22 protein-coding genes are annotated in these 22,481 nt (G+C 70.7%); 7 read left to right on the top strand and 15 right to left on the bottom strand.

Going from position 1 to position 22,481, the window contains the following annotated elements; all coding sequences use genetic code 11:
* Nucleotides 1–6: 6 nt before the first annotated feature.
* From ACZ6TB_RS34965 to ACZ6TB_RS34940, 6 genes are all read right to left on the bottom strand, one after another.
* Complete coding sequence (locus tag ACZ6TB_RS34965) at nt 7–2,373, bottom strand: glycoside hydrolase family 65 protein (RefSeq protein WP_465561838.1); 2,367 nt, start codon at nt 2,371–2,373, stop codon at nt 7–9.
* A gap of 59 nt (nt 2,374–2,432) precedes the next feature.
* On the bottom strand, nt 2,433–3,173 hold the full coding sequence (locus ACZ6TB_RS34960; RefSeq protein WP_465561836.1) for an HAD family hydrolase: 741 nt from the start codon (nt 3,171–3,173) through the stop codon (nt 2,433–2,435).
* 91 nt (nt 3,174–3,264) lie between these two features.
* On the bottom strand, nt 3,265–3,717 hold the full coding sequence (locus tag ACZ6TB_RS34955; protein ID WP_465561834.1) for an ATP-binding protein: 453 nt from the start codon (nt 3,715–3,717) through the stop codon (nt 3,265–3,267).
* Between the two features lie 94 nt (nt 3,718–3,811).
* Nucleotides 3,812–5,113, bottom strand: a complete 1,302-nt coding sequence (locus ACZ6TB_RS34950; RefSeq protein WP_465561832.1) for an ABC transporter ATP-binding protein — start codon at nt 5,111–5,113, stop codon at nt 3,812–3,814.
* 134 nt (nt 5,114–5,247) lie between these two features.
* A complete protein-coding gene (locus ACZ6TB_RS34945) occupies nt 5,248–7,410 on the bottom strand; it encodes a bifunctional glycosyltransferase/CDP-glycerol:glycerophosphate glycerophosphotransferase (RefSeq protein ID WP_465561831.1) in 2,163 nt (720 codons plus the stop codon).
* Nucleotides 7,407–9,266 carry a DUF5941 domain-containing protein gene (locus tag ACZ6TB_RS34940; protein WP_465561829.1) on the bottom strand — a complete coding sequence of 620 codons (1,860 nt, stop codon included), beginning with the start codon at nt 9,264–9,266 and terminating at the stop codon, nt 7,407–7,409. The genes ACZ6TB_RS34945 and ACZ6TB_RS34940 overlap by 4 nt, the downstream gene beginning before the upstream one ends.
* A 192-nt stretch (nt 9,267–9,458) precedes the next feature.
* On the opposite strand from ACZ6TB_RS34940, the gene ACZ6TB_RS34935 reads away from it, so the two are divergent.
* Nucleotides 9,459–9,647 carry a PspC domain-containing protein gene (locus ACZ6TB_RS34935; RefSeq protein WP_465561827.1) on the top strand — a complete coding sequence of 63 codons (189 nt, stop codon included), beginning with the start codon at nt 9,459–9,461 and terminating at the stop codon, nt 9,645–9,647.
* Nucleotides 9,648–9,697: 50 nt separating this feature from the next.
* Here the strand turns inward: ACZ6TB_RS34935 and ACZ6TB_RS34930 are convergent, their stop codons facing one another.
* The 7 genes from ACZ6TB_RS34930 to pdxH all read right to left on the bottom strand — a co-directional run bounded on the left by ACZ6TB_RS34930 (nt 9,698) and on the right by pdxH (nt 15,572).
* Complete coding sequence (locus ACZ6TB_RS34930) at nt 9,698–10,450, bottom strand: DUF4230 domain-containing protein (protein WP_465561825.1); 753 nt, start codon at nt 10,448–10,450, stop codon at nt 9,698–9,700.
* A gap of 39 nt (nt 10,451–10,489) precedes the next feature.
* The gene (locus ACZ6TB_RS34925) at nt 10,490–11,662 is read right to left on the bottom strand and encodes an acyl-CoA dehydrogenase family protein (protein ID WP_465561824.1); all 1,173 of its coding nucleotides are present in this window, start codon (nt 11,660–11,662) and stop codon (nt 10,490–10,492) included.
* 18 nt (nt 11,663–11,680) lie between these two features.
* Nucleotides 11,681–11,977: a type II toxin-antitoxin system VapB family antitoxin gene (locus ACZ6TB_RS34920; RefSeq protein ID WP_014687530.1), complete on the bottom strand. Its 297-nt coding sequence runs from the start codon at nt 11,975–11,977 to the stop codon at nt 11,681–11,683.
* A gap of 63 nt (nt 11,978–12,040) precedes the next feature.
* On the bottom strand, nt 12,041–12,673 hold the full coding sequence (locus tag ACZ6TB_RS34915; RefSeq protein ID WP_465561971.1) for a nitroreductase family protein: 633 nt from the start codon (nt 12,671–12,673) through the stop codon (nt 12,041–12,043).
* On the bottom strand, nt 12,673–13,593 hold the full coding sequence (locus ACZ6TB_RS34910) for an aldose 1-epimerase family protein (protein WP_465561822.1): 921 nt from the start codon (nt 13,591–13,593) through the stop codon (nt 12,673–12,675). Before ACZ6TB_RS34910 ends, ACZ6TB_RS34915 begins: the two co-directional genes overlap by 1 nt.
* Before the next feature lie 18 nt (nt 13,594–13,611).
* On the bottom strand, nt 13,612–14,949 hold the full coding sequence (locus ACZ6TB_RS34905; RefSeq protein WP_465561820.1) for an MFS transporter: 1,338 nt from the start codon (nt 14,947–14,949) through the stop codon (nt 13,612–13,614).
* The gene (gene pdxH / locus ACZ6TB_RS34900) at nt 14,946–15,572 is read right to left on the bottom strand and encodes a pyridoxamine 5'-phosphate oxidase (protein ID WP_465561969.1); all 627 of its coding nucleotides are present in this window, start codon (nt 15,570–15,572) and stop codon (nt 14,946–14,948) included. Before pdxH ends, ACZ6TB_RS34905 begins: the two co-directional genes overlap by 4 nt.
* 201 nt (nt 15,573–15,773) lie before the next feature.
* Between pdxH and ACZ6TB_RS34895 the strand changes: the two genes are divergently transcribed.
* The 5 genes from ACZ6TB_RS34895 (at nt 15,774) to thpR (ending at nt 20,559) form a co-directional block, all read left to right on the top strand.
* The gene (locus ACZ6TB_RS34895) at nt 15,774–16,880 is read left to right on the top strand and encodes a citrate synthase 2 (protein ID WP_465561818.1); all 1,107 of its coding nucleotides are present in this window, start codon (nt 15,774–15,776) and stop codon (nt 16,878–16,880) included.
* Nucleotides 16,877–18,004 carry a phosphoserine transaminase gene (gene serC / locus ACZ6TB_RS34890; RefSeq protein ID WP_465561816.1) on the top strand — a complete coding sequence of 376 codons (1,128 nt, stop codon included), beginning with the start codon at nt 16,877–16,879 and terminating at the stop codon, nt 18,002–18,004. The genes ACZ6TB_RS34895 and serC overlap by 4 nt, the downstream gene beginning before the upstream one ends.
* A 34-nt stretch (nt 18,005–18,038) precedes the next feature.
* Nucleotides 18,039–18,833, top strand: coding sequence for a dioxygenase family protein (locus tag ACZ6TB_RS34885; protein WP_465561814.1), 795 nt, complete (start codon nt 18,039–18,041; stop codon nt 18,831–18,833).
* 182 nt (nt 18,834–19,015) lie between these two features.
* Nucleotides 19,016–20,086: a septation protein SepH gene (sepH, locus tag ACZ6TB_RS34880; RefSeq protein ID WP_465561812.1), complete on the top strand. Its 1,071-nt coding sequence runs from the start codon at nt 19,016–19,018 to the stop codon at nt 20,084–20,086.
* 11 nt (nt 20,087–20,097) lie between these two features.
* Nucleotides 20,098–20,559, top strand: coding sequence for an RNA 2',3'-cyclic phosphodiesterase (gene thpR / locus ACZ6TB_RS34875; RefSeq protein WP_465561810.1), 462 nt, complete (start codon nt 20,098–20,100; stop codon nt 20,557–20,559).
* On the opposite strand, the gene ACZ6TB_RS34870 is transcribed toward thpR, so the two are convergent.
* On the bottom strand, nt 20,556–21,149 hold the full coding sequence (locus ACZ6TB_RS34870; protein WP_465561808.1) for a TetR/AcrR family transcriptional regulator: 594 nt from the start codon (nt 21,147–21,149) through the stop codon (nt 20,556–20,558). The genes thpR and ACZ6TB_RS34870 overlap by 4 nt on opposite strands.
* Nucleotides 21,150–21,191: 42 nt before the next feature.
* Between ACZ6TB_RS34870 and ACZ6TB_RS34865 the strand changes: the two genes are divergently transcribed.
* Complete coding sequence (locus tag ACZ6TB_RS34865) at nt 21,192–21,524, top strand: cupin domain-containing protein (RefSeq protein WP_465561806.1); 333 nt, start codon at nt 21,192–21,194, stop codon at nt 21,522–21,524.
* Here ACZ6TB_RS34865 and ACZ6TB_RS34860 read toward each other — a convergent pair.
* Nucleotides 21,521–21,973, bottom strand: a complete 453-nt coding sequence (locus ACZ6TB_RS34860) for a hypothetical protein (RefSeq protein WP_465561804.1) — start codon at nt 21,971–21,973, stop codon at nt 21,521–21,523. The genes ACZ6TB_RS34865 and ACZ6TB_RS34860 overlap by 4 nt on opposite strands.
* Nucleotides 21,974–22,481 lie beyond the last annotated feature (508 nt).

The following is a 22,481-nucleotide window of genomic DNA, read 5'->3' as shown; positions in this document are numbered from 1 at the left end:
TTTCGGTCAGTCCTGCGGAGCCCGGCGCACCGGGGCCCGGCCCGCCGGCTGGGTCGGCGGCGGCCCCACCGGTCCGGCCGGCGGAATCGGCACGCTCACCGGCTTCACCTGGGTCACCTCGACCTCCTTGCCGTGGTGCATCAGCACGAGCCGGGCCGAGCCGCCGCCGTTGCGCAGCGAGTAGGTCACCTCGTCGGCCGACACGTTCACCCGCAGCCGGAGCCCGCGCCACAGCAGCGAGAACTCCAGGTTGCTGATCCGGCTGGGCAGGCGGGGCGCGAACGACAGCTGGCCGTTGAAGTCGCGCATGCCGCCGAGGCCGGCGACCAGCGAGATCCAGGTGCCGGCCAGCGATGCTACGTGCACGCCGTCCCGCGAGTTCTGGTGCAGGTCGTGCAGGTCCATCAGGGCGGCCTCGCCCAGGTAGTCGTGGGCCAGCTCGAGGTGCCCGACCTCGGCCGCCAGCACCGCCTGGATGCACGCCGACAACGACGAGTCCCGGACCGTACGGGCGTCGTAGTAGAGGAAGTTGCGCTGCTTCTCCTCCGGCGTGAACGCGTCACCCCGGATGTACATCGCCATGACCAGGTCGGCCTGCTTGACCACCTGCTTGCGGTACAGGTCGAAGTACGGGTAGTTGAGCAGCAGCGGGTACGCCTCGGGCGGGGTGTTCTCGAAGTCCCACTCCTGGAGCCGGGTGAAGCCCTCGGACTGCTGATGGACCTGCAATTCGCGGTCGTACGGGATGTGCACCGCGGCCGCCGCATCCCGCCACGACGCCATTTCCTCGTCGTCCACGCCGAGCTTGCGGGCGAGGTCGGGGTGCCGCTTGCAGGCCTCCACCGCGCTGAACATGTTCTGCTGGGCCATCAGGTTGGTGTAGATGTTGTCGTCGACCACGGCCGTGTACTCGTCGGGGCCGGTGACCCCGTCGATGTGGAAGCGGCCGTGCCGGTCGTGGTGGCCCAGCGAGCGCCACAGCCGCGCGGTCTCCACCAGCAGCTCGAGGCCGACCTCGCGCTCGAAGTCGTAGTCGCCGGTGGCCTGCACGTAGCGGCGGACCGCGTCGGCGATGTCGGCGCCGATGTGGAAGCCCGCGGTGCCGGCCGGCCAGTACGCCGAGCACTCCTGGCCACGGATCGTCCGCCACGGGAACGCGGCGCCCTGGAGGCCGAGCGTCTGCGCCCGCTCCCGGGCCAGATCGAGCGTGGAGTGCCGCCAGCGCAGCACGTCGGCGGCGGCCGAGGGCTGCGTGTAGGTCAGCGCGGGCAGCACGAACGTCTCGGCGTCCCAGAACGTGTGGCCGTCGTAGCCGGGGCCGGAGAGGCCCTTGGAGCCGATCGGGCGCTGCTCGGCCCGGGCGCCCGCCTGCAGGGTGTGGAAGAGACCGAAGCGTACGGCCTGCTGCACCTCGGGGTCGCCCTCGACCTTGACGTCGGAGTGGTCCCAGAACGCGTCCAGGTACTCGCGCTGGGCCTCCACGAGGCCCTCCCAGCCGTCCAGCCGGGCGCTCGCGAGCGCGGCGCCCACCTGGTCGCGGATGGCGGGCACGGAACGGCTCCCGGACCAGCCGTACGCGGCGAGCTTGACCACACGCAGCTTCTGTCCCGGCTCGAGCTTGCTCGCCACGGTCGTGCGCAGCCAGTCGGGGTGGCCCTCGGTGGTGATCGCGTGCTTGCCGGGCGCCTCGATGAGGTGCTCCATGGCCGCGGCCATCCGCAGGTCGCTCGCCTTGGTGCGGTGCACGAGCAGGCCGCCGGTGCGCTGCTCGAGCATCTCCTCGGCCTGCAGCGGGTGGTCGAGCACGGCCGCGACGCGCGGGTCCTTGCTCATCGGCGGGAGCTGCTCGTTGGCGACCAGCTCGGACTGGAGGATCAGCCGGGCCGAGGCGTCCAGCGGCTCGACCTCGTAGAGGAACGCCACCACGGCGCGCTGGGTGAACGAGACCAGCCGCACGGTGCGAACCCGGATCGCCTGCCCGGACGGGGAGACCCACTCGACGCTGCGCTCGAGCGTGCCGGCTCGCAGGTCGAGCACGCGCTCGTGGGAGCGGAGCTCGCCATACCGTACGTCGAACGGCTCGTCGTCGACCAGCAGCCGCATGAGCTTGCTGTTGGTCACGTTGATCATCGTCTGGCCGGACTCGGGGAATCCATAGCCGGCCTCGGCGTACGGCAGCGGGCGCAGCTCGTAGAACGAGTTCAGGTACGTACCCGGCAGGCCGTGCGGCTCGCCCTCGTCCAGGTTTCCGCGTATCCCGATGTGCCCGTTGGCAAGCGCGAACACCGACTCGGACTGGGCCAGCAGGTCCAGGTCGAGCCGGGTCTCCCGGATGTGCCAGGGGTCCACGGGATATGCCCGTTCACGGATCACGGTGGTGCCTCTCGTGAATGAGTAAAGAAAGTCGTGAAGATATAAGCGCTGTTACGTGTTCAGCGCTTCAGGAGTTCGGACAGGTCCGTGACCACAATGTCCGCCCCATGCTCAAGCAAAGCGTCACGTTGTCCGACGCGGTCCACACCGACCACGATCCCGAAGGCACCGGCTCTGCCAGCGGCAACGCCGGCCTGAGCGTCCTCGTAGACGGCACAGCTCTCGGGGGGAAGCCCGAGGAGTTTCGCGCCATACAGGAAAGTGTCGGGTGCCGGCTTGCCCGGCAAGTCTTGCTCGCGTGCGGTCACACCGTCCACGCGCTCCTCTATGAGGTCCGCAATACCCGCGGCTTCCAGCACGTCCTTGCAGTTGGCGCTGGCCGAGACGACCACGCGGCGCAGTCCCGCGTCACGGGCGGCCTTCAGGTACTCCACGGAGCCCTCGTAGACCTGTACGGCGCCTTCTTTGATCTTCTGCAGGACGAGGATGTTCTTCTTGTTGCCGATGCCGTTGACGGTCTGCTGGTCGGGACCGTCGTCCGCGCTTCCCTCGGGCAGGGTGATACCACGAGAGGCGAGGAAGGTGCGGACACCATCGGCGCGTGGCCGGCCGTCGACATATCGGTGGTAGTCGGCGCCGGAGTCGAACGGCACGAACTCTTGCCCGTGCTGTGCCGACCACGTCTCGAGGAACGTGTCGAACGTTTGTTTCCACGCAGCATTGTGCACGAGTGCGGTCTGCGTGAGCACGCCGTCAAGATCAAAAAGGCATGCGGTCACATGCGGAGGTAGTCCGAGCACGCGCCCAATGTAGTCGCATGCGGCTCGCGGTGAGTCCCGAAGGGCAGCTTCACATTTTCCGAGCGCTTTACATGCTGTTCAAGCTGCTGTTTCACGCCGGTGACAGGCGGCGCGGCAACTCGATCCGCAGCCCGATCGTGGTACCGATCGGGCCGGTGGCGACCGTCACCTCGTCGCACAGCTGATATGCCAGCCAGATGCCCCGCCCGCCGACCTCGAACGCGCCGGGCACGTCGGGCTGGTGGAGGTACTGCGCCGGGATGCCGGGGCCGGAGTCGGTCACCGTGCACCACGCCGACCCGCCGGCCAGCCAGAGCACCGCCCGGCCCGGCCCGCCGGCGTGCAGCACGACGTTGGTGATCACTTCGTTGATGGCCAGGACGAAGCCCTGCAACCGGTCGCCGGCCAGGCCGGCGGCGGCGAGCCGGCCGGACACCTCGTGCCGCACCACGGCGATCTCGTCCCGGCCGAAGCGCCGGTCGAGCAGTTGCGGAGAGCGGGGCGCATCGTCGCCGGACGACTCCACCTCGGGAGCCGAACGCACGCTCTGTCCCAATCTCTCCTCCACCGTCGTGCAGCCTACGCGTCGTGGTCGTCCGGTTGCAGCAGCCATGAGCGATCAACCTCGGAAGAGGTGGTCACCGCCAACCGACGTCGATGCGATCGCCACGCTCGTCGAAGAAGTGCAGGGCATCCATCCGTACCGCGACGGCGAGCGGATGCCCGGGCGAGACGGCCGGGTACGGCGCCAGGCGAACCGCGAGCTCGGCCGGCCGGCGGTGGTGGCGACCCGGGTCGAGCACGCTGTCGCGCTCCGGCCGGGGCTGCACGGCCGTGGCGGTGGCGCCGGTGCCCCCGCGGCCCGCGAGCTTCTGGAGCGCGCCGCCGAAGCGCCTGAACGCGCCACCCGGCTCGGGGTCGGGCTTGCCGGTGCCCATCTCGTCGACCACGATCGCGGTCGCGCCGATGTCGAGGTACGCCAGCGACTCGTGCCCGTGGTGCTCGAGGTAGCGGATGCGGCCGCGCAGGATGTCGCCCTGCACGTCCGGCGCGACCGGGGTGAGCGCCTCGGCTCGCAGGCCGACCACGATGCGCTCGCCGTGGTAGTGCGCCACGGCCCGGGCCCGGATGTCGTTCCACGGCAGGTACAGCGCCTGCTCGCCGAAGTTCAGCGCGACGTACTGGTCGAGGTGCACATAAACGGACGCCTCGAGCAGGTTCATCCGGGGCGAGCCCAGGAAGGCCGCCACGTAGAGGGTGGCCGGTCGCCCGTACACCTCGGTCGGGGTGCCGACGTCCTGGAGGATGCCCTTCCGCATGATCGCCACGCGGTCGGCCATGGTGAGCGCCTCGGCCTGGTCGTGCGTCACGTACATGGTGGTGACGCCGAGCTCGCGGGTGAGGCCGGTGATCTCGGCCCGCAGCTCGGCGCGGAGACCACTGTCCAGGTTCGACAGTGGTTCGTCCATCAGGAAGAGGCCGGGGCGGCGCACGATGGCGCGGCCCATGGCGACGCGCTGGCGCTGGCCGCCGGAGAGCTGGCTCGGCTTGCGGGCGAGCACGTCGCCGATGCCGAGCGCGCTCGCGACGTCGCCGACCCGCTCGAGTCGATTGGTCTGTTCCATTCCGGACAGACGGAGCGGAAAGCCGATGTTGTCCTTTACCGTCATGTGCGGATAAAGGGCGAAATCCTGGAATACCATGGCGATACTGCGGTCCCGGGGCGCCAATTCCAGCACCGGGTCGCCGTTGAGAAGAATGTCCCCTTCGGAGGGATCTTCAAGGCCTGCGATCATGCGCAAAATGGTGGATTTCCCGCAGCCGGACGGGCCCAGGAGCACGAGAAACTCACCGTCCTTCACGTCCAGGCTCACGTGATTGACGGCAACCGTGCCATCGGGCCAAACCTTGGTGACGTCCTTGAGCAAGACGGTGGACACCGTCTCTACCTCCTGCCGGGAATGTGCGCAATGACCCCGATCCCACGATGGTCGGCGATCTAGCTCACTTTGACGAGGAGTATCTATATGCCGCCATCGGGTGAACGTGCCATTTGCGCACAGTAGCGGACCGATTACGGCAGATTAGGCTCGTCCAGAAAGACCCGGCGAACCACCCGCTCCGCCGCCCGGCCGTCGTCGAGGTAGCAGAACCGGGCGCGGAACGCCGCGCGGGCGGCATCGTCCCGCTCGTCCGTCCGCAGGATCCGGACGACCTCGTCGAACTCCGTGGCGACCGGGCCGGGCGGCTCGGCGAGCAGATCGAAGTACACCCCGCGCAGGTCGCGGTAGACCGGCCAGTCCGGCGCGAAGATCACCACGGGCCGGTCCAGCACGGCGAAGTCGAACATCGCCGACGAGTAGTCGGTGAGCAGCACGTCGGCGGCCAGGTAGAGATCCTCGACCGAGCGGTAGCCGGAGACGTCGACGAGCCGGCCCGGGCCGCCGGGCGCGCGGCCGGCCTGGTCGGCGCCGACGTGCGAGTAGTGCGCCCGCACCAGCAGGACCGTGCCGGGGCCGAGCGCGCCGGCGAGCCGCTCGACGTCCAGCACGAAGGTGCCGGCCGGCAGCCACTCGCGATGGGTGGGGGCGTAGAGGACGACCCGGTGGCCGGGCGGGATGCCGAGCCGCTCGCGGGCCGCGGCGGCGTCCTCGGCGGTCGCGGTGGCCAGGCGGTCGTTGCGGGGATAGCCGACCTCGAGCGTCTCGTACGCGCACGGGTAGGCCCGTTCCCAGGCGATCGTGCTGTGCGCGTTGGCCGTCACGCTGAAGTCCCACTTGTCGGCCCGGCGCATCTGGCCCGGGAGGTCGGCCCCGCGCGCCGCGGCGGGATGGTCGAGCTGGTCCATCCCCATCATCTTGAGCGGGGTGCCGTGGTGGGTCATCACGTGCGTGGCGCCGCGGCGTTTGACCGTCCAGCCCGGCCAGTTGACGTTGTTGACCAGATAGCCGGCCCGGGCCAGCGCGCGGTAGTACCGGAACGTGCCGGCCACCACGTGCGGCGTGCCCGGCGGCAGCGCGGCCGCCCGGGCCGGCCCGACCACCCACAGCGGCCGCACCCCGGGCGCGAGCTCGGCGGCCTTGTCGGCGATCGCGGCCGGGTTGCAGGCGACGCCCCGGAACCAATACGCGGCGTAGAGCGCGAGCGACCGGTCGACCGGCAACAGGAGGTGGAGCCGGTAGTACAGGTGGCCCACGACCATCCGGGAGCGCTCGGACAGGCGGCGGCGCGGCCCGCTCGACGCCTCCTGGGCCGACCGGATCGCCGACATCGCCACCTCGGCCAGGCGGAACAGCGCGTACGACCCGTGCGCCACGAAGCGGTAGCGCAGGCCCTCGCCACCACCCGGCGACGGGAAGCCCGCCGGGGGCCGGTGCTTGTGATACATCTCGGTCGCCCGGGCGAAGAAGCGGCGGCGCGACCGGCGCGGCACCCGGGTGTCGTTCCGCAGCACCCGCATGAGGTGCCAGAGCATCCGGCGGAACAGCAGCCCGCGCACCAGGTCGCCGGATTGGGCGTACTTGGCGCAGAGCGCGAGCGCGTGCTCCCAGTGGTCGAAGACCTCGAAATGCCGGTCGCCGACGGTACGGGTGATCGCGCCCGTCCGCCGCTGGCGGTAGTGCACGCAGGTGCGCGGCAGGGCGCTGATCCGATTGGTGGCCACCAGCAGCGGGAACGTGAACGAGACGTCCTCGTACCAGCCGGTCTCGAAGGACAGGCCGAGCCGCACCAGCAGCTCGCGGCGGATCACCTTGTTCCACGCCACGTGCAGGACGTCGATCACCTGGGGCCAGTCCTCGACCGAGAACAGCCGGGGCGCGTCGCCGAGCAGGGTGCGCGCCGAGCCGGGCTGTACCGGGCCGTCCCAGTGCACCCGGTCCCAGCCCACCACCAGCACGTCGGCGTCGCTCTCCCGCAGCCGGGCGGCCACCGCGGCGAGCGCGCCGGTGGCCAGCCAGTCGTCGCTGTCGACGAACCAGACGTACTCGCCGGTGGCGTGCTCGAGGCCGAGGTTGCGGGCCCGGCCGAGGCCGACGTTCTCCGGCGAGGTGACCACCCGGACGCGGGAGTCGCGGGCCGCGTACTCGGCGAGGATCACGCCGCTGTAGTCGGGCGAGCAGTCGTCGACGGCCACGATCTCGAAGTCGCCGAAGGACTGGCTCAGCACCGAGTCGAGGCACTGTCGCAGGTAGCCCTGCACCCGGTAGACGGGCAGGACGATGCTCAGCAGGGTCACGAGCTCCGGCCGCCCGCCCGCCAGTCGGCGATCGCGTTGTACAGGAACGAGCCGCCGGTCACCACGGCCAGCAGCACCTCGCCCGCGGTGGCCACCCCGGCCAGCGCGAACGCGGTGAGCAGCACGACCCGGCCGTCCCAGCCGATCGGCGCGCCCACCGCCTTTCCGGCCGGCGCGCCCTTCTCCATCCGGGCGGTCAGGTCGTAGTGGCGCAGGGCCAGCGTGAACAGCAGCAGATAGACCACCGGCGGCGGGACCGAGCCGCTCAGGCCGGCGGCGACGACCAGCAGGTATTCGCCCGCCCGCAGCGCGGCCGGGACCAGCCAGTCGAGCGGGCCGTCGTGCCGGGCGCGGGCCGGCAGCCCGGCCCCGAGCACGAGCAGCGCGGCGACCGCGAGCGCGGGCTTGGCCGGCGCCTCGAGCCACCCGGTCAGCAGGGAGACGACCAGGGCCAGCGCGGCGGCGGCACCGAGCGCGGCGAACGCCAGCGGGCCGGGCAGCGAGGCCCGGGCGAGCACGTGCCGCACCAGCGGGCCGTCGTCGCGGTGCCGGGCGGTGTCCACGGTGTTCAGCACGCCGACGCGCATCGAGAGCGAGCGCAGCGAGCGGAGGGCACCCGTGTACGCGAAGGCCAGCAGCCCGCACGCCACGACCGCGACCAGCGTCACCCGGCCGTTGAAGATCATGGCGAGAACCGCGATCAGGGCCCAGCGCTCGCCGATCGGGAAGACCACGATCCTTTTCAGCCAGTACGCCGCCGAGCCGGTCTCGCCCTGCACGCGGGTCGACGCGGCGCTGAGCCGGGCGCCGACCCCGCCGGAGGCCTGCGGGCGCGGTCGCGAGGCGGCCTCGTCGTGCAGCGCGCCGTACCAGGTGTCGGTCATGTGGCGGACGGTCTGGATCAGGATCGCGGCCACGGCGAGCGGCCACGCGTACGGCAGCCCGATGCGCTCGGCGCCCGCCGCGAGACCGGCGTAGACCGCGTACTCCTTGGCGCGGTCGGCCATCGTGTCGAGCCAGCCGCCGAACGCGCCGAACGTGCGGGTGTAGCGGGCCAGCTGCCCGTCCACGCAGTCGAGCACGAAGCCGAGGTAGAGCAGGACGCCGCCGGCGATCATCGCGGGCCGGGACGCCTGCCAGAAGGCGAGCGCGGACAGCACGGCGAACAGCACCGAGATCCAGGTGACGGCGCTGGGCGAGAGGCCGAGCCGGGCGGCGGCACGGGTCACGATCGGCGACCACGAGCTCACCGCGTACGTGGTGAAGAAGTCGTCCTTCTCCTTGACCGCCAGCCGCAGGAGCGCCTTGTCCTCGTCGACGGCGGCCAGCTCGGCGCGGGCGCGGGCCAACTCGGCGTGGGTGTGCACCTGCTCGGCCGCCAGCAGCCGCACCGGGGTGGCGACCGGCACCAGGCCGGCGTCGAGCAGAGCGGCGAAAAGGTCCGGACGGTCGGCGACCTTGTCGAGCGTGGCCAGGTCGGCCGGGGCGAGACAGAGGGCGCCGAGGTAACGGACCGTGCCCGCGCCGGGCTCGGCCGGCACCAGCTTGCCGCGGTCGTCGCGCAGGTCGCCGGCCGGGTCGGCGATGACCAGCGCGGTGCTGCGGCCGCCGGGCTCGGTGGCCAGGATGCGCAGCAGTCCGGCGTGGGCGACCAGGTCGTCGGCGCAGATCAGCAGGCGTTCGCCCGCGTCGTGCGCGCGCCGGGAGATCTCACGCAGCCGGCCGGGGTCGTCGCCGAGGCGCTCGACGTCGGCCGCGCCGGCCTCGTGCAGGGCCGTGACCAGATCGTCCGCGAGGTGGGTGGCGTCGGCCGGTTCGAGGGCATTGCCGCTGCCGGAAAGGACGGCAAGCGTCACGGAGCTTTCACCGCCTTGACAAGGGTCCCGGAGTCGGCGTTCAGGTTAACAGTGAGTGTCCTTCGGGTACGGGTCACCCTTACGGGAACCGGACCGCCGATCTCCCCCTCGCGACCGAGGGAAGCCGTTCCCGGCGCACTTACCGTCGAGCTTGGTCGCGAGAACTCCCCGTGACTGACCGTTAAGGAGACGATGACCGTGTCCAGCCGCCTCTCCCGCCCTCGCAACGACCGTTGGATCGCCGGCGTCTGCTCCGGCCTCGGACGCCGGTTCGGACTCTCGTCCGGCATGGTCCGCCTGATCTTCGTGGTCTCCTGCCTGCTGCCCGGGCCGCAGTTCCTCATCTACCTCATTCTGTGGGCCCTGATGCCCAACGAGTAGGGCCGGAGGCCCGGCTCACACCCGTTCGAGGGTGCGGGCCGGGCCACGCCTCACGGACTGGTGAAGGTGATCGTCACCGACGTGTAGCCGAGGCGGGTGAACAGGCTCTCCAGCATGTGCTGGGTGTTGTCCCGGGCGCGCTGGTCGAGCCCGCTCGCGGTGGCCGCCTCGGTGATCCGCTGCTGGGCCGACTGATAGACCCGCTGCTGTTTGTCGGTGTCGGTCTTGAACGCGTCGCCGATGCTGGTCAGCAGGCCGCGGTCTTCGTCGGCCACGTAGCTGCGCTGCAGGTCGAGCGCGACCTGCCCCTGCTGCGGCGGCGGGAGCGTGATCTTGATGGTCTTCTTCTCGTTGTCGACCTCGAGCGCCTTGTCGGACAGGGTGCCGAAGTCGACGTACTCCTCGACGGTGCCCGAGCCGACGAACAGGACGCGCCGGTTGATCAGCCAGTCGGGGATGTATTTCCGGTCCTCCTGCATGTCGACGATCACCTGGAAGGTGCCGTCGGCCGCCACGTAGCGGCTCAGGTCGCGCATGGATTGGAGCAGCACCGGCTGGCTGCGGTCCGTCTGCTGCTTGTCGAACGGGTTGTCGAAAGAGGGCAGCACGTTGAGCGAGCGCAGTCCGAAACAGGCCGCGACCATCACGGCGAAGACCACGCCGAAGAAGATCAGGACGCGAGCGACGATGCTCCGGCGCTCGGGCTCGGACTCGGGGGTGGCGGGCTCGGGGGTGGAGACAGGCTCGTCGGGAACCGACGGGTACTCCTTGGTCGGTTCGTCGACATCCGGTGACTGGGCCATACCCATAAGGTACGAGGCGGGTACGACAGTCGCATCCGCTCAGCCGGCGAAAGCGTTCAAACCGGTCAATTTCTGGCCGATCACCAGCTGATGGATCTCCGACGTTCCCTCGTACGTGAGCACGCTCTCGAGGTTCGCGGCATGCCGCATGATCGGGTACTCCCCGCTGATGCCGTTCCCGCCGAGGATCGTGCGGCACTCCCGAGCGATCTTGATGGCCTCGCGCACATTGTTGAGCTTGCCGACGCTGACCTGCTCCGGGCGCAGCGACCCGGTCGAGTCGCGCAGCCGGCCCAGGTGCAGCGCGAGCAGGAAGCCCTTCTGCAGCTCGAGGGCCATGTCGGCGAGCTTGGCCTGGGTGAGCTGGAAGCCCGCGATCGGCCGGCCGAACTGCTCGCGGCTGCCGGCGTAGTCGATCGCCGTGGCCAGGCAGTCACGGGCGGCCCCCAGGGCGCCCCAGATGATGCCGAATCGGGCCTCGGTCAGGCACGAGAGCGGCGCCTTGAGCCCGGCCGCCGACGGCAGCCGGGCCGCTTCCGGAAGGCGTACGCCATCGAGGGTTATCTCGCCGGTCGAGGACGCCCGCAGCGACATCTTGTGCTTGATCTCCCGGGCCGAGAAGCCCGGCGTGTCGGTCGGGACCGCGAAGCCGAGCACGCCGTCCTCGGCCCGCGCCCAGATCACCGCCACGTCGGCGAGCGGCGCGTTCGTGATCCACATCTTGCCGCCGGTGAGCACCCAGTCCGGCCCGTCGCGGCGGGCCCGGGTCGCCATGTTTCCCGGGTCGGAGCCGTGGTCGGGCTCGGTGAGGCCGAAGCAGCCGATCAACTCGCCGGCCGCCATGCCCGGCAGCCAGCGCTGCTTCTGCTCCGCCGACCCGTACTTCCAGATCGCGTACATCGCCAGCGAACCCTGCACGCTGACCAGCGAGCGGACGCCGGAGTCGGCGGCCTCGAGCTCCATGCAGGCCAGGCCGTAGGAGACGGCCGAGGCGCCGGCGCAGCCGTACCCGGTCAGGTGCATGCCGAGCAGGCCGAGCTTGCCGAACTCGACGGCGAGGTCGCGGACGGGGGTGGCGCCGTTCTCGAACCAGTCGGCCACGGATGGGCGTACGCGATCGTCGGCCACCCGCCGGCAGAGCGCGCGGATGTCGCGCTCCTCGTCGCTGAGCAGGGTGTCGAGGTCGAGAAGGTCAAGCGGGGCTACGGCCATGCCCTAAAACTAACGGTGTTAGCCCTCGACCACCAGGACTCGCGCGTGGATCTGGTTGCGCTGCTGGAGGGCCGCCCGCAGCGCGCGGTGCAGCCCGTCCTCCAGATAGAGCGCGCCCTGATATTCCACGACGTGCGGGAAGAGGTCGCCGTAGAAGGTCGAGTCCTCGGCGAGCAGCTTGTCGAGCGCCAGCTCACGCTTGGTGGTGATCAGGTCGGCCAGGCGGATCGGCCGCGGCGGGATCTCGGCCCACGCCTTGAGGGTGGTGTGATGATCGGGATACGGGGCTCCGTCCCGGACCGCTTTGAAGATCACGTCGGGTTGCACCCCCATCCAGCCCACGAACCCAAGTCAACGCAAAGCCTAGCCGCCTCGTGGTCACTCGGCCCGGGGCGGCGGCTCAGCCCATCGGCCATGATGCACCACCTCGTCCACCGGGCGGTGCCCCCGCTTCAGTGACGGAGACCTCTTGTCGACCGCGCGGTACCCGATGGTGAGGGTCCCGATCGGGTTGAACTCGGCCGGCACCCCGAACGCGTCCTTGAACGCCTCGGTCGTCTGCACCGGGATGCCGAAGAAGCACGAGCCGAGCCCGTCGTCGACGGCGCTGAGGTGCATGAGCAGCGCCGCGAACCCGGTGTCGATGTCCCAGTACGGCACCGGCCAGTGGCTCTCCGACTTGTCGGTCCAGCCCTTGTCCGGCTGCGCGTACCGGTCGAGGTACGCCGACTTGTTGGCGAGGCAGACGACGAGCACCGGGGCGTTGCGCATCCGGGTGAGCCAGTCGCCGCGCCACACCGGCTCGGCCTCGCCGCCGGTGGTGACCGCCCAATAGAGGTCACGGTCCGCGGGCTCGGTGAGCACCAGGAAGCCCCAGCCCTGGGAGAAGCCGGCGCTCGGCGCCCGCAGGCCGTGCTTGACGATCTTGTCGACGACCTCGGGCGCCACCGGGCGGTCGGGGTCGTAGTTGCGCACCATCCGCCGCTTGCGGACAACCTCGGAGAACTCCATCAGCCGCGGATTCCCCACGCGGCGGTCCAGCTCTCGCCGGGCGCCAGCACGGTCAGGTCGCGGCCGGTGCGGAACGAGTCCGGCGGGCAGGTCATCGGCTCGATCGCGACCGAGCGGCGGAACCGCTCGCCGTGCAGGGTGTCGCCGGTGAAGATCTGCCAGTACTTGCACTTGTCGTCGGCCCAGACCACGACCTTGCGCTCCGAGCCCGGGTCGGCGATGGTCACCTCGGTGACGCCGGACGCGTCGTGCTCGATCTCGCCGAACGAGACGTCCATGACCAGGTCGCCGATCTTGCGCGGCTGGACGAAGTCGTACTCGGTGCCGGCCACCGGCACGTAGCCGATCGGCAGCAGCCGGTTGTCGGCCTGGATGCGGGTCTTGCCCGGCACGTGCAGCAGGATGTCGTCGACCGCGACGCCGGCGAGCTGGACGTACGGGTGGACCGAGTACCCCCACGGCGCGTTGGTGGTGCTGTTGTTCACGACTTCCTGGTCGCACCGCAGCCCGTCGGCCGACACCTGCCAGCGGGTCCGGAGCGTGAGCCACCACGGGTAGCCGATCTGGGCCGGCAGCTCGTACTCCAGGGTGACCGCGTCGTCGGCCTGCTCGACCAGCGTCCAGCGCGCCCAGTTGGCCAGGCCGTGGATGGCGTTGTGCCGGGCCGGCTCGGTCAGCGGCAGCTGGTGGCTCTCGCCCTCGAACGTGTACTTGCCGTCCCGGATTCGGTTCGGCCACGGGGCCAGGATCTGCCCCGACGACGCGGGCGACAGCTCGTCGGCCTCGAAACCGTCCAGGACCTGCACGTCGCCGACCGCGAAGTGGCGCAGCGTGCCACCGACCTCGACCACGACCGCCCGGGTGCCGCCCGACTCGATCGACCACTGGGTTCCGGATTTCGCCGGCACGACACTCGTCATGGCTAGCAGGCTAGCGTTTCAGTCCGGTTTTGGGTGGTGGGCGGGGCGGTTGGACGGCGGTTCGGCCGAGGGCCGATAACGGGCCAGGGCCGGGAAAGCCACGCCGAGCGCCAGGGCCAGGCCCGCGGCCACGAAGCCGCCGCCCGCCCACGAGCCGGTGGTCCCGGTCAGGTCCGCGGTGGCGCCGGCCCGCAGGTCGCCGAGGCGCGGCCCGCCGGCCACCACCACGATGAAGACGCCCTGCAGCCGCCCGCGCAGCCGGTCGGGCGCGAAGGTCTGCAGCATCGACTGCCGGTAGACGGCGCTGACCAGGTCGGCCGCGCCGCCGACGGCGAGCAGCAGCACCATCAGCCACAGCGAGTGCGCGAAGCCGGAGAAGCCGATCGCGATCCCCCACGCCATCACCGCGGCGAGCAGCGCGACGCCCTGCCGCTTGATCCGGCCGATCCAGCCCGAGGTCAGGCCGGCCACCACCGAGCCGATCGCGATCGCCGCGTACAGCCAGCCGACCGCCGAGCCACCGCCGAACCGGTCGGCCGCCACCTCGGGGAACAGTGCCCGGGGCATGGCGAACACCATCGCGATGATGTCGACCGCGAAGGAGAGCAGCAGCACCGGCTGGGTGGCCAGGAACCGCAGGCCGTCGACGATGCCGCGGACGCCGGCCGAGGGCTTCTCCTCGTCCTCGGCATGCACGATCGGCGGGATCGGCGGCAGCTTCCAGGTGGCCCAGAACGAGATCGTGAAGAGCACGGCATCGACCAGGTACGCGACGGTGACGCCCGCGCCGGTGCTGGCGACGCCGAAGATCAGGCCGGCGGCCAGCGGGCCGAGCACGCCGCCGGCCGTCGTGGTCGTGTAGCTCAGCGTGTTCGCCGCCGGGACCAGTCCGGTCGGCACGATCCGCGGGATGATCGCCTGCCGGGTCGGCGAGCTCACCGCGAAACCGGCCGACTGCAGGGCGGTCAGGGCCAGCAGCAGCCAGCCGCTGTGCACCCCGATCAGCGCCTGGACCAGCAGCCCGACGGTGGAGAGCCAGGCCAGGGTCGAGCTGATCAGCAGCAGCTTGCGCCGGTCGATCACGTCGGCGGCGGCGCCACCCCAGAGCCCGAAGATCAGCAGGGGGATCAGGCCGGCGATGCCGAGCAGGCCGACCCAGGCCGAGGAGTGCGTGATCGCGTACATCTCGACCGGCACGGCCACCGAGGTGAACTGGAAGCCGAAGAACGAGACCCCGTTGCCGATCCACATCCGCCGGTAGGCGGTGACCTTCAACGGCCGGGTGTCGATCACCCAGGACTTGCGCTCGCGCTCCTCGGCTATCTCCTCGGCCGCCTCGACGGCGTCCTGGCTCACGGCGCCAGCCTCTCCACAATCCAAGATCTTTCGCCGGTACGCCGGAAGCGCAGTCGATCGTGCAGACGGTTCGACCGCCCCTGCCAGAACTCCACGGTCTCGGGCATGACGCGCAGGCCACCCCAGTGCGGCGGGGCCGGCACCGGCCCGTCACCGAAGCGCTCGACCGCGGCGGCCAGCCCGGCCTCGACCGCGTCCCGATCGGCCAGCACCCGGGACTGCGGGCTGGCCCAGGCGCCCAGCTGCGAGCCGCGCGGCCGGGTCGCGAAGTACTCCTCGGTCTCGGACCGCGACACCCGCTCGACGGCGCCGGCGACCAGCACCTGGCGCTGCATCGCGAACCACGGGAAGACCAGGCTCGCGTACGGGTTGGCGGCCAGCTCCGAGCCCTTGCGCGACTCGTAGTTGGTGAAGAACGTGAAGCCGCGCTCGTCGTAGTCCTTGAGCAGCACCGTCCGGGCCGACGGGCGGCCGTCCGGGGTCGCCGTCGACACCACCATCGCGTTCGGCTCGGGCAGCCCGAACGACACCGCGTCCGCGAACCAGACCGCGAACTGGCTGGTCCAGGCCGGTGTGAGGTCGGTCTCGAGAAGGGCGCCGCGCTCGGTGTAGTCGCGCCGCATGTCCGCGGGCGAGGGTGGTTCCACTGTCACGAGCGCTCCCTGGATACTTTCGGCCACAACGACCGTAAGTCGCCGCGGACCTTACGTCAGCTCGGCGAGGATGGGTGTCGCCCAGAGCACATCGCGTCGGCCCTATCAAGCGGGCAATATGAAAGACTCAAAGCCTTTCTTCGCAGTATTTCGCAGGGAGCCCTGTCTTAATTGTCCGATTTCAAGCCGGGCCTCGAAGGCGTGATCGCGTTCGAGACCGAGATCGCCGAGCCCGACAAGGCGGGGGGCTCGCTGCGCTATCGCGGCGTCGACATCGAGGACCTGATCGGCACGGTCTCCTTCGGTGACGTCTGGGGACTGCTGGTCGACGGCAAGTTCGGGCCCGGTCTGCCGCCCGCCGAGCCGTTCCCGGTCCCGGTGCACTCCGGCGACATCCGCGTCGACGTGCAGTCCGCGGTCGCCATGCTCGCGCCGTACTGGGGTCTCTCCCAGCTGCTCGACATCGACGATGAGCAGGTGCGGCGCGACCTCGCCCGGGTGTCGGTCACCGCGCTCTCGTTCGTGGCCCAGGCCGCGCGCGGGCTCGGCCTGCCGGCCGTGCCGCAGAAGGACATCGACAAGGCCGAGACGATCGTCGAGCGGTTCATGCGGCGGTGGCGGGGCGAGCCCGATCCGCGGCACATCAAGGCCGTCGACGCGTACTTCATCTCGGCCGCCGAGCACGGGCTGAACGCGTCCACCTTCACGACCCGCATCGCGGCCTCGGTCGGCGCCGACGCGGCCGCCTGCATCTCCTCCGGCATCGGCGCGCTCTCCGGCCCGCTGCACGGCGGCGCACCCTCCCGGGTGCTGCACATGATCGAGGCGGTCGAGCGCAGCGGCGACGCCGAGGGGCACGTCAAGGGCGTCCTCGACCGCGGCGAGCGGCTGATGGGCTTCGGCCACCGCGTCTACCGCGCCGAGGACCCGCGCGCCCGGGTGCTGCGCCAGATGGCCCACGACCTCGGCGCGCCGCGCTTCGAGGTCGCCGAGGCGCTCGAGCGGGCCGCGCTGGCCGAGCTGCGGGAGCGCAAGCCCGACCGGGTGCTGGCCACCAACGTCGAGTTCTGGTCGGCCGTGGTGCTCGACTTCGCCGAGGTGCCGGCGCACATGTTCACGTCGATGTTCACCTGCGCCCGGGTGGCCGGCTGGAGCGCGCACATCCTCGAGCAGAAGAAACTCGGCCGCATCTTCCGGCCCAACGCCCGCTATGTGGGACCGGCGGCCCGCAAGCCGCAGCAGGTCGAGGGCTGGGACCGGCTCGCGCATAATGTGTGACCGTGACTGACATTCGCATCCCTGACACGATCAAGCCGGTCGACGGACGGTTCGGCTCGGGCCCGAGCAAGGTTCGCCCCGAGGGTGTCGAGGCGTTGTCCGCGGTGTCACGCACCTACATGGGCACCTCCCACCGGCAGAAGACGGTGAAGGACCAGGTCGCCCGCCTGCGCCGGGGCCTGGCCGAGTTCTTCGCGCTGCCCGACGGCTACGAGGTGATCCTGTCCAACGGCGGCACCAGCGCGTTCTGGGAGACCGCCGCCTTCGGCCTGGTCCGCGACAAGGCCCAGTTCGCCGAGTTCGGCGAGTTCGGCGCCAAGTTCGTCAAGGCGGTCGCCGACGCGCCGTTCCTCGCGACCCCGACCGTGCACAAGGCGCCGGGCGGGCAGGCGGCGTTCCTCACCGCCGAGGCGGGCGTCGACGTGTACGCGTCGGTCCACAACGAGACGTCGACCGGCGTGGCCGTGCCGGTGCGCCGGGTCGCGGGCGCCGACGAGGGCGCGCTGCTGCTGACGGACGCGACCTCGGGCGGCGGCAGCCTCGACGTCGACCTGCGCGAGACCGACGTCTACTACCTGGCCCCGCAGAAGGCGCTCGGCTCCGACGGCGGCATCTGGCTCGCCCTCATGTCGCCGGCCGCTATCGCGCGGGCGTACGAGATCAAGGCCACCGGCCGCTACATCCCGCAGTTCCTCGATCTCGTCACCGCGATCGAGCAGTCCCGGCTCGAGCAGACCTACAACACGCCGGCCCTGGCCACCGTGTTCCTGGCGGCCGAGCAGCTGGACTGGATGAACTCGCTGGGCGGGCTGCCGTGGGCGGTGAAGCGCAGCGCCGAGAGCGCGGCCGCGATCTACGGCTGGGCCGACAAGTCGTCGTACGCGACCCCGTTCGTCACCGACCCGGCGCTGCGGTCGGCGGCGGTGGCCACCATCGACTTCGACGAGACCGTGGACGCGGCGGCGGTGGCGAAGGTGCTGCGCGCCAACGACGTCGTCGACACCGAGCCGTACCGGAAGCTCGGCCGCAACCAGCTGCGGGTCTCGCTCTACCCGACGGTGGATCCGACCGACGTCACCGCGCTGACCGCGTGCATCGACTACGTGGTCGAACGCCTTTCATAGGGTCCGCACAGCTCGACCGGCTTCACTGGCTCGTATGCATGACGAGGGTTTTCGTTTCGATCGGCGGCGGCTGCTCGGCATGGTCGGGGTGGCCGCCCTCGGCGCCTGCACGTCTCCCACCGCTTCCTCTTCCTCCGCTTCCTCTCCCACCGCTTCCTCTTCCTCGGCTTCTCCTTCCTCGGCCGAGGTGGCTTCGGAGACGGCCGGGCCCTTCCCGGCCGACGGGTCGAACGGGCCGGATGTGCGCACGCTCGACGGCATCGTGCGCAAGGACATCCGGCCCTCGTTCGGCACCGCGTCGGGCGTGGCCGAGGGCGTGCCGCTCGAGTTCTCCCTGGTGATTCGGGACCGCGCCGGAAAGGCGATCTCCGGGGCGGCCGTGTACGCGTGGCACTGCGACCGGGACGGGAACTACTCGCTGTACTCCGACGGCGTGACCGAGCAGAACTACCTGCGCGGCATCCAGATCACCGACGCGACCGGGACCGCCGGCTTCACGAGCATCTTCCCGGCCTGCTACTCGGGGCGCTGGCCGCACATCCACTTCGAGGTGTACGGGTCGGCGGAGCAGGCCACGGCCGGGGTCGGCCCGATCGTGAAGACGTCGCAGATCGCGCTGCCCGAGGACGTGTCGCACGCGGTCTACGCCACCGACGGCTACGCGCAGAGCGTGGCGAACCTGAAGCAGGTCTCGCTGGCGTCCGACAACGTGTTCGGAGACGACTCGGCGGTCACCGAGCTGGCCACCGTGACCGGCTCGGTCGCGGCGGGTTTCCGGGCGACGCTGGCCATCTCGATCGATCCCTCCGGCGGGTCCGCCCCGCGCTGAGCGCTATGGTGGATCACGGCCTGACGTTGAAGATCATCTTCGCAGGTCAGTGACGTGATCCGATCCGACACGACCGCGTGTCTCCCCCCATTGGGTGAGTCGGGCGCGTACCGTGTTCCAGAACGCGCCCGGGTAACGGACTCTCGGGAGCACAGGCCAACGCGACGGGACGGAGGCAACGCATGCGGCCGGTTCGCTTCGTCGCCCTTTCCGAGGATGGTCAGGCTTTGGTGCTCGCCGACGAGGTCGGTCGACTCCTGACCCTCCCCATCGACGACCGCATCAGCGGTGCGGTCACCCACGAGCCCAACGTCGGCCTGCCCGGCAGTGCGCTGTCCGTGTTGGTGCCCGAAGCGATGGCCACCCTGTCCCCTCGCGACATCCAGGCGCGGATCCGATCCGGCGAGTCCGCCGAAGAGGTCGCTCGCGTCGCCGGTGTGCCGGTCGACCGGGTGCTGCGCTACGCGGGACCGGTGCTGCAGGAGCGGGCCATGCTGGCCCAGCACGCGCGCCGCACCCGCCTCAAGACTTCCGACTCGGGCGCGCCGCTGGCCGAGGTGGTCGACAGCCGCCTGGCCCAGCACGGCATCGACACCGAGAAGATCTCGTGGGACGCGTTCCGCCGCGAGGACGGCACCTGGCGCATCGTCGCCACCTGGCCGTCCGGCAAGGCCACCGCGCAGGCCATCTGGGATCTCGACAAGGGACGCCAGGTCGTCTCCCCGCACGACGACATGGCTCAGTACCTGTGCGCCGAGCGGCCCACCCAGATCCTCGGCCAGGAGCCCGTTCCCGAGCGCACGTTCCTCGAGCGCGGCGGCCACGGTCTGCCCGGTCCCGCTCGCACCGCCGAGCCGGCCCGCGGCGGTCACGGCCTGCCCGCCGCCGAGACCCCGGCCGCGCGCCCGACGCGCGACCCGATCCGCGCCGGCCGCGACGCGCTGCTCGCCTCGCTCGACCGCCCGCTGAGTGGCGGCCGCGGCATCGAGCCCGCCGACCAGCCCCGCCGTCCCGTCGCCGGCGGCGCCGCGGCCCTGCTGGGCGGCGGTTCCGGTTCGGCCTTCGACGACGACGCCGACCTGCCTAAGGAGATCCCGGCCGTGCCGTCGCTGGCGGTGCTGCGGCCGCGGCGCACGGTGGGCCAGGCCGGGCAGCAGCAGGCCGAGACCGATGAGACCAAGCCCCGCAAGCGGCTGCCGAGCTGGGACGACGTCCTCTTCGGCGGCGGGCCCGCGGCGCGCGAGTCGTCCTGACGCGGTTGTTCGTGGCGGTCTTTCCGCCTCCACCGGTCGTGCAATCGTTGCGCGCCGTCCTGCCCGCTGACGCTCGCCTGACCGCGGCCGCCAAGTGGCACGTCACGCTCGTCTTCCTCGGTGACGTGGACCGGGTCTCCGAGGTGTCCGCCGTCCTTTCCGGGGTGCCGCCCTTTGACCCGTTCACGCTGCGCCTTTCGGGTGGCGGTCGGTTCGGTACCGCGGTCTGGGCGGCGGTCGCTGGCGACATTTCCGATTTATCCGCTCTTCAGCGGAAGGTTCGCGCCGCACTGGAGGATGGCGGGTTTTCGTCGGATTCGCGGGCCTATCAGCCACATTTGACCGTGACATATCGGGCGTCGGCGTCGGTTGTGTCCGCTCTGGACGGATATAACGGGCCAGAGTGGACGGTCAGCGAGTTTGCCCTGGTGAAGAGCGAGCACGGCGCTTACGAGACTCTTCAGACGTTCTAGGCGACGGCGAGGGCGGCGGCCAGGATCGCCTGGGCCGAGGTGCGCATCAGCTCGACGGCTTCCACTCTCGACAAACCGGCGATATCGGTCAGCCAGATCAGCGACTCGATCCCGGTGGCTGCTCGGATCGCGACTGCTAATCGGCGTACGTCCAGATGGGGATGTGAATCACGCAGCGGGACCAAGGCGTCCTCGATCCAGTCGATCGCCCGCCCCTGCCGCAGCACCGGCTGCTCGGCGCCCGGCTCCAGCGACAGCCGCAACGACGTGCGCAGCTGCGGCTCCCAGTCGAGGTTGACCCGGGCGAACTCCCGCAGCACCAGGTCGAGCCGGGCCGCGACGTCGCTGGCCGGCGCATCGTCGGGCAGCAGCGACCGCTGGGAGATCTCCGGGTGGGCGGCCAGCAGCAGGGTCCGCTGGCTCGGGAAGTAACGGTAGGCCGTCGTACGGGAGATGCGGGCCTCCGCGGCCGCCTGCTCGACCGTCGGGTTCACGCCGTCGGCCAGCAGACGACGAGTCGCGGCGACCAGGGCCTCGCGGGTGCGCGCCTTTTGATCTCGCCGTCCGGTGGCTTCATATGGTACTGGCATCGCCATAATGGTACCGTAGTCCCACGAAGAAGAGGAGACGTCATGGATCCCGTTACCGTCAGCCCCGAGCTCTACCGCGTGGTGCTGGAAAACGATCGCGTCCGCGTCCTGGAGTACCGGGATCGTCCCGGCGATCGGACCCGCCCGCACACCCATCCCGACTCGGTGATGGTCACCCTGTCCTCGTTCCGGCGGCGCATCTCGTCCGGCGAGCGCAGCGTCGAGGTCGAGCTGGGCGCGGGCGAGGTGCGCTGGCTGGGCGCGCAGGAGCACGCCGGCGAAAACATCGGCGACACCGAGACCGTCTCGATCTTCATCGAGCTCAAGGGCGGCGACGCCTCCCCCAACGGCGCCGCGCTCGGCCCGACTCCCTAGCGCAGCGCGAGACCGGCGGCCTGCAGCTCGCTCTCGACACGCAGCCGCTCGAGGTCGCGGTCCATGCCCTCGAGCGGTTCCAGGTGCTCGCTCAGCCCGAGGCAGCGACAGGCAAGACACAACCTCTGGTCGTACGCCCGGAGCACCGCGGCCCGCCATTTCTCGGACTGCTGGGTAAGGCCGCTCCGCCGTTGCAGATCGAGACGGCGCAGGTCGTACGCGATCTGCTCGATCGCCGGCACGTCCGCCGCCACCAGCGACGGCACCGGATCGTCCGACCGCAGCGCACGATCGAGCCGCCGCAGAGCCCGCAGCTCGCGGCGCCCTTCCCGAGTCAACAGCCGGCGCAGAAGGTGCTCGTCCGCACAGAGCGCGGCCGCCACGACGCACGGCAGGAACAGCAGCGTCAGGAACGCCGCCGAAAGCACGACAATGTGCGCGATGGCCACGTTGAGACGCTAAATCGCCGAGCCGCAGGATCGTAATACCCGTTCAGCCGACCCGATCTGCCAACCTTCACCGCCCCCGGGCCGCGCGACCGGCTCCCGCAACCCGCCGCCATCGCCGCCTGTGGATGCCGCCCGGGTGGATGCCGCCCGGGTGGATGCCGCCCGGGAGGATGCCGCCCGGGAGGATGCCGCCCGTCTGGACGGCGGCCCCTGTGGACGGCGCTCAGAAATTGTCGGGCCGTGCTCGTATGGTGAGCCCCACCCAAGGGCGGGGGATCGGCGCGATCGACCTCGACAGGAACGCCCAGATCGACGCCACGGATCCAGGTCGCCCCGCCGGTCCATGTCCGCCGCGCCGGCATTCGAAGCCGCGCAAGCATTCCAAGTCACGCAACGCTCGAAACCGCGCAACGCTCGAAACCGCGCAACGCTCGAAACCGCGCAACGCTCGAAGCCGCACAACGCTCGAAACCACGCAACGCTCGAAGCCTGGCTGACCAACCATCCC

The organism is Actinoplanes sp. NPDC051537 (assembly GCF_055586105.1).
The sequence above is the reverse complement of the archived record's forward strand: the minus strand, read 5'-3'. Positions and strand labels throughout refer to the sequence as shown.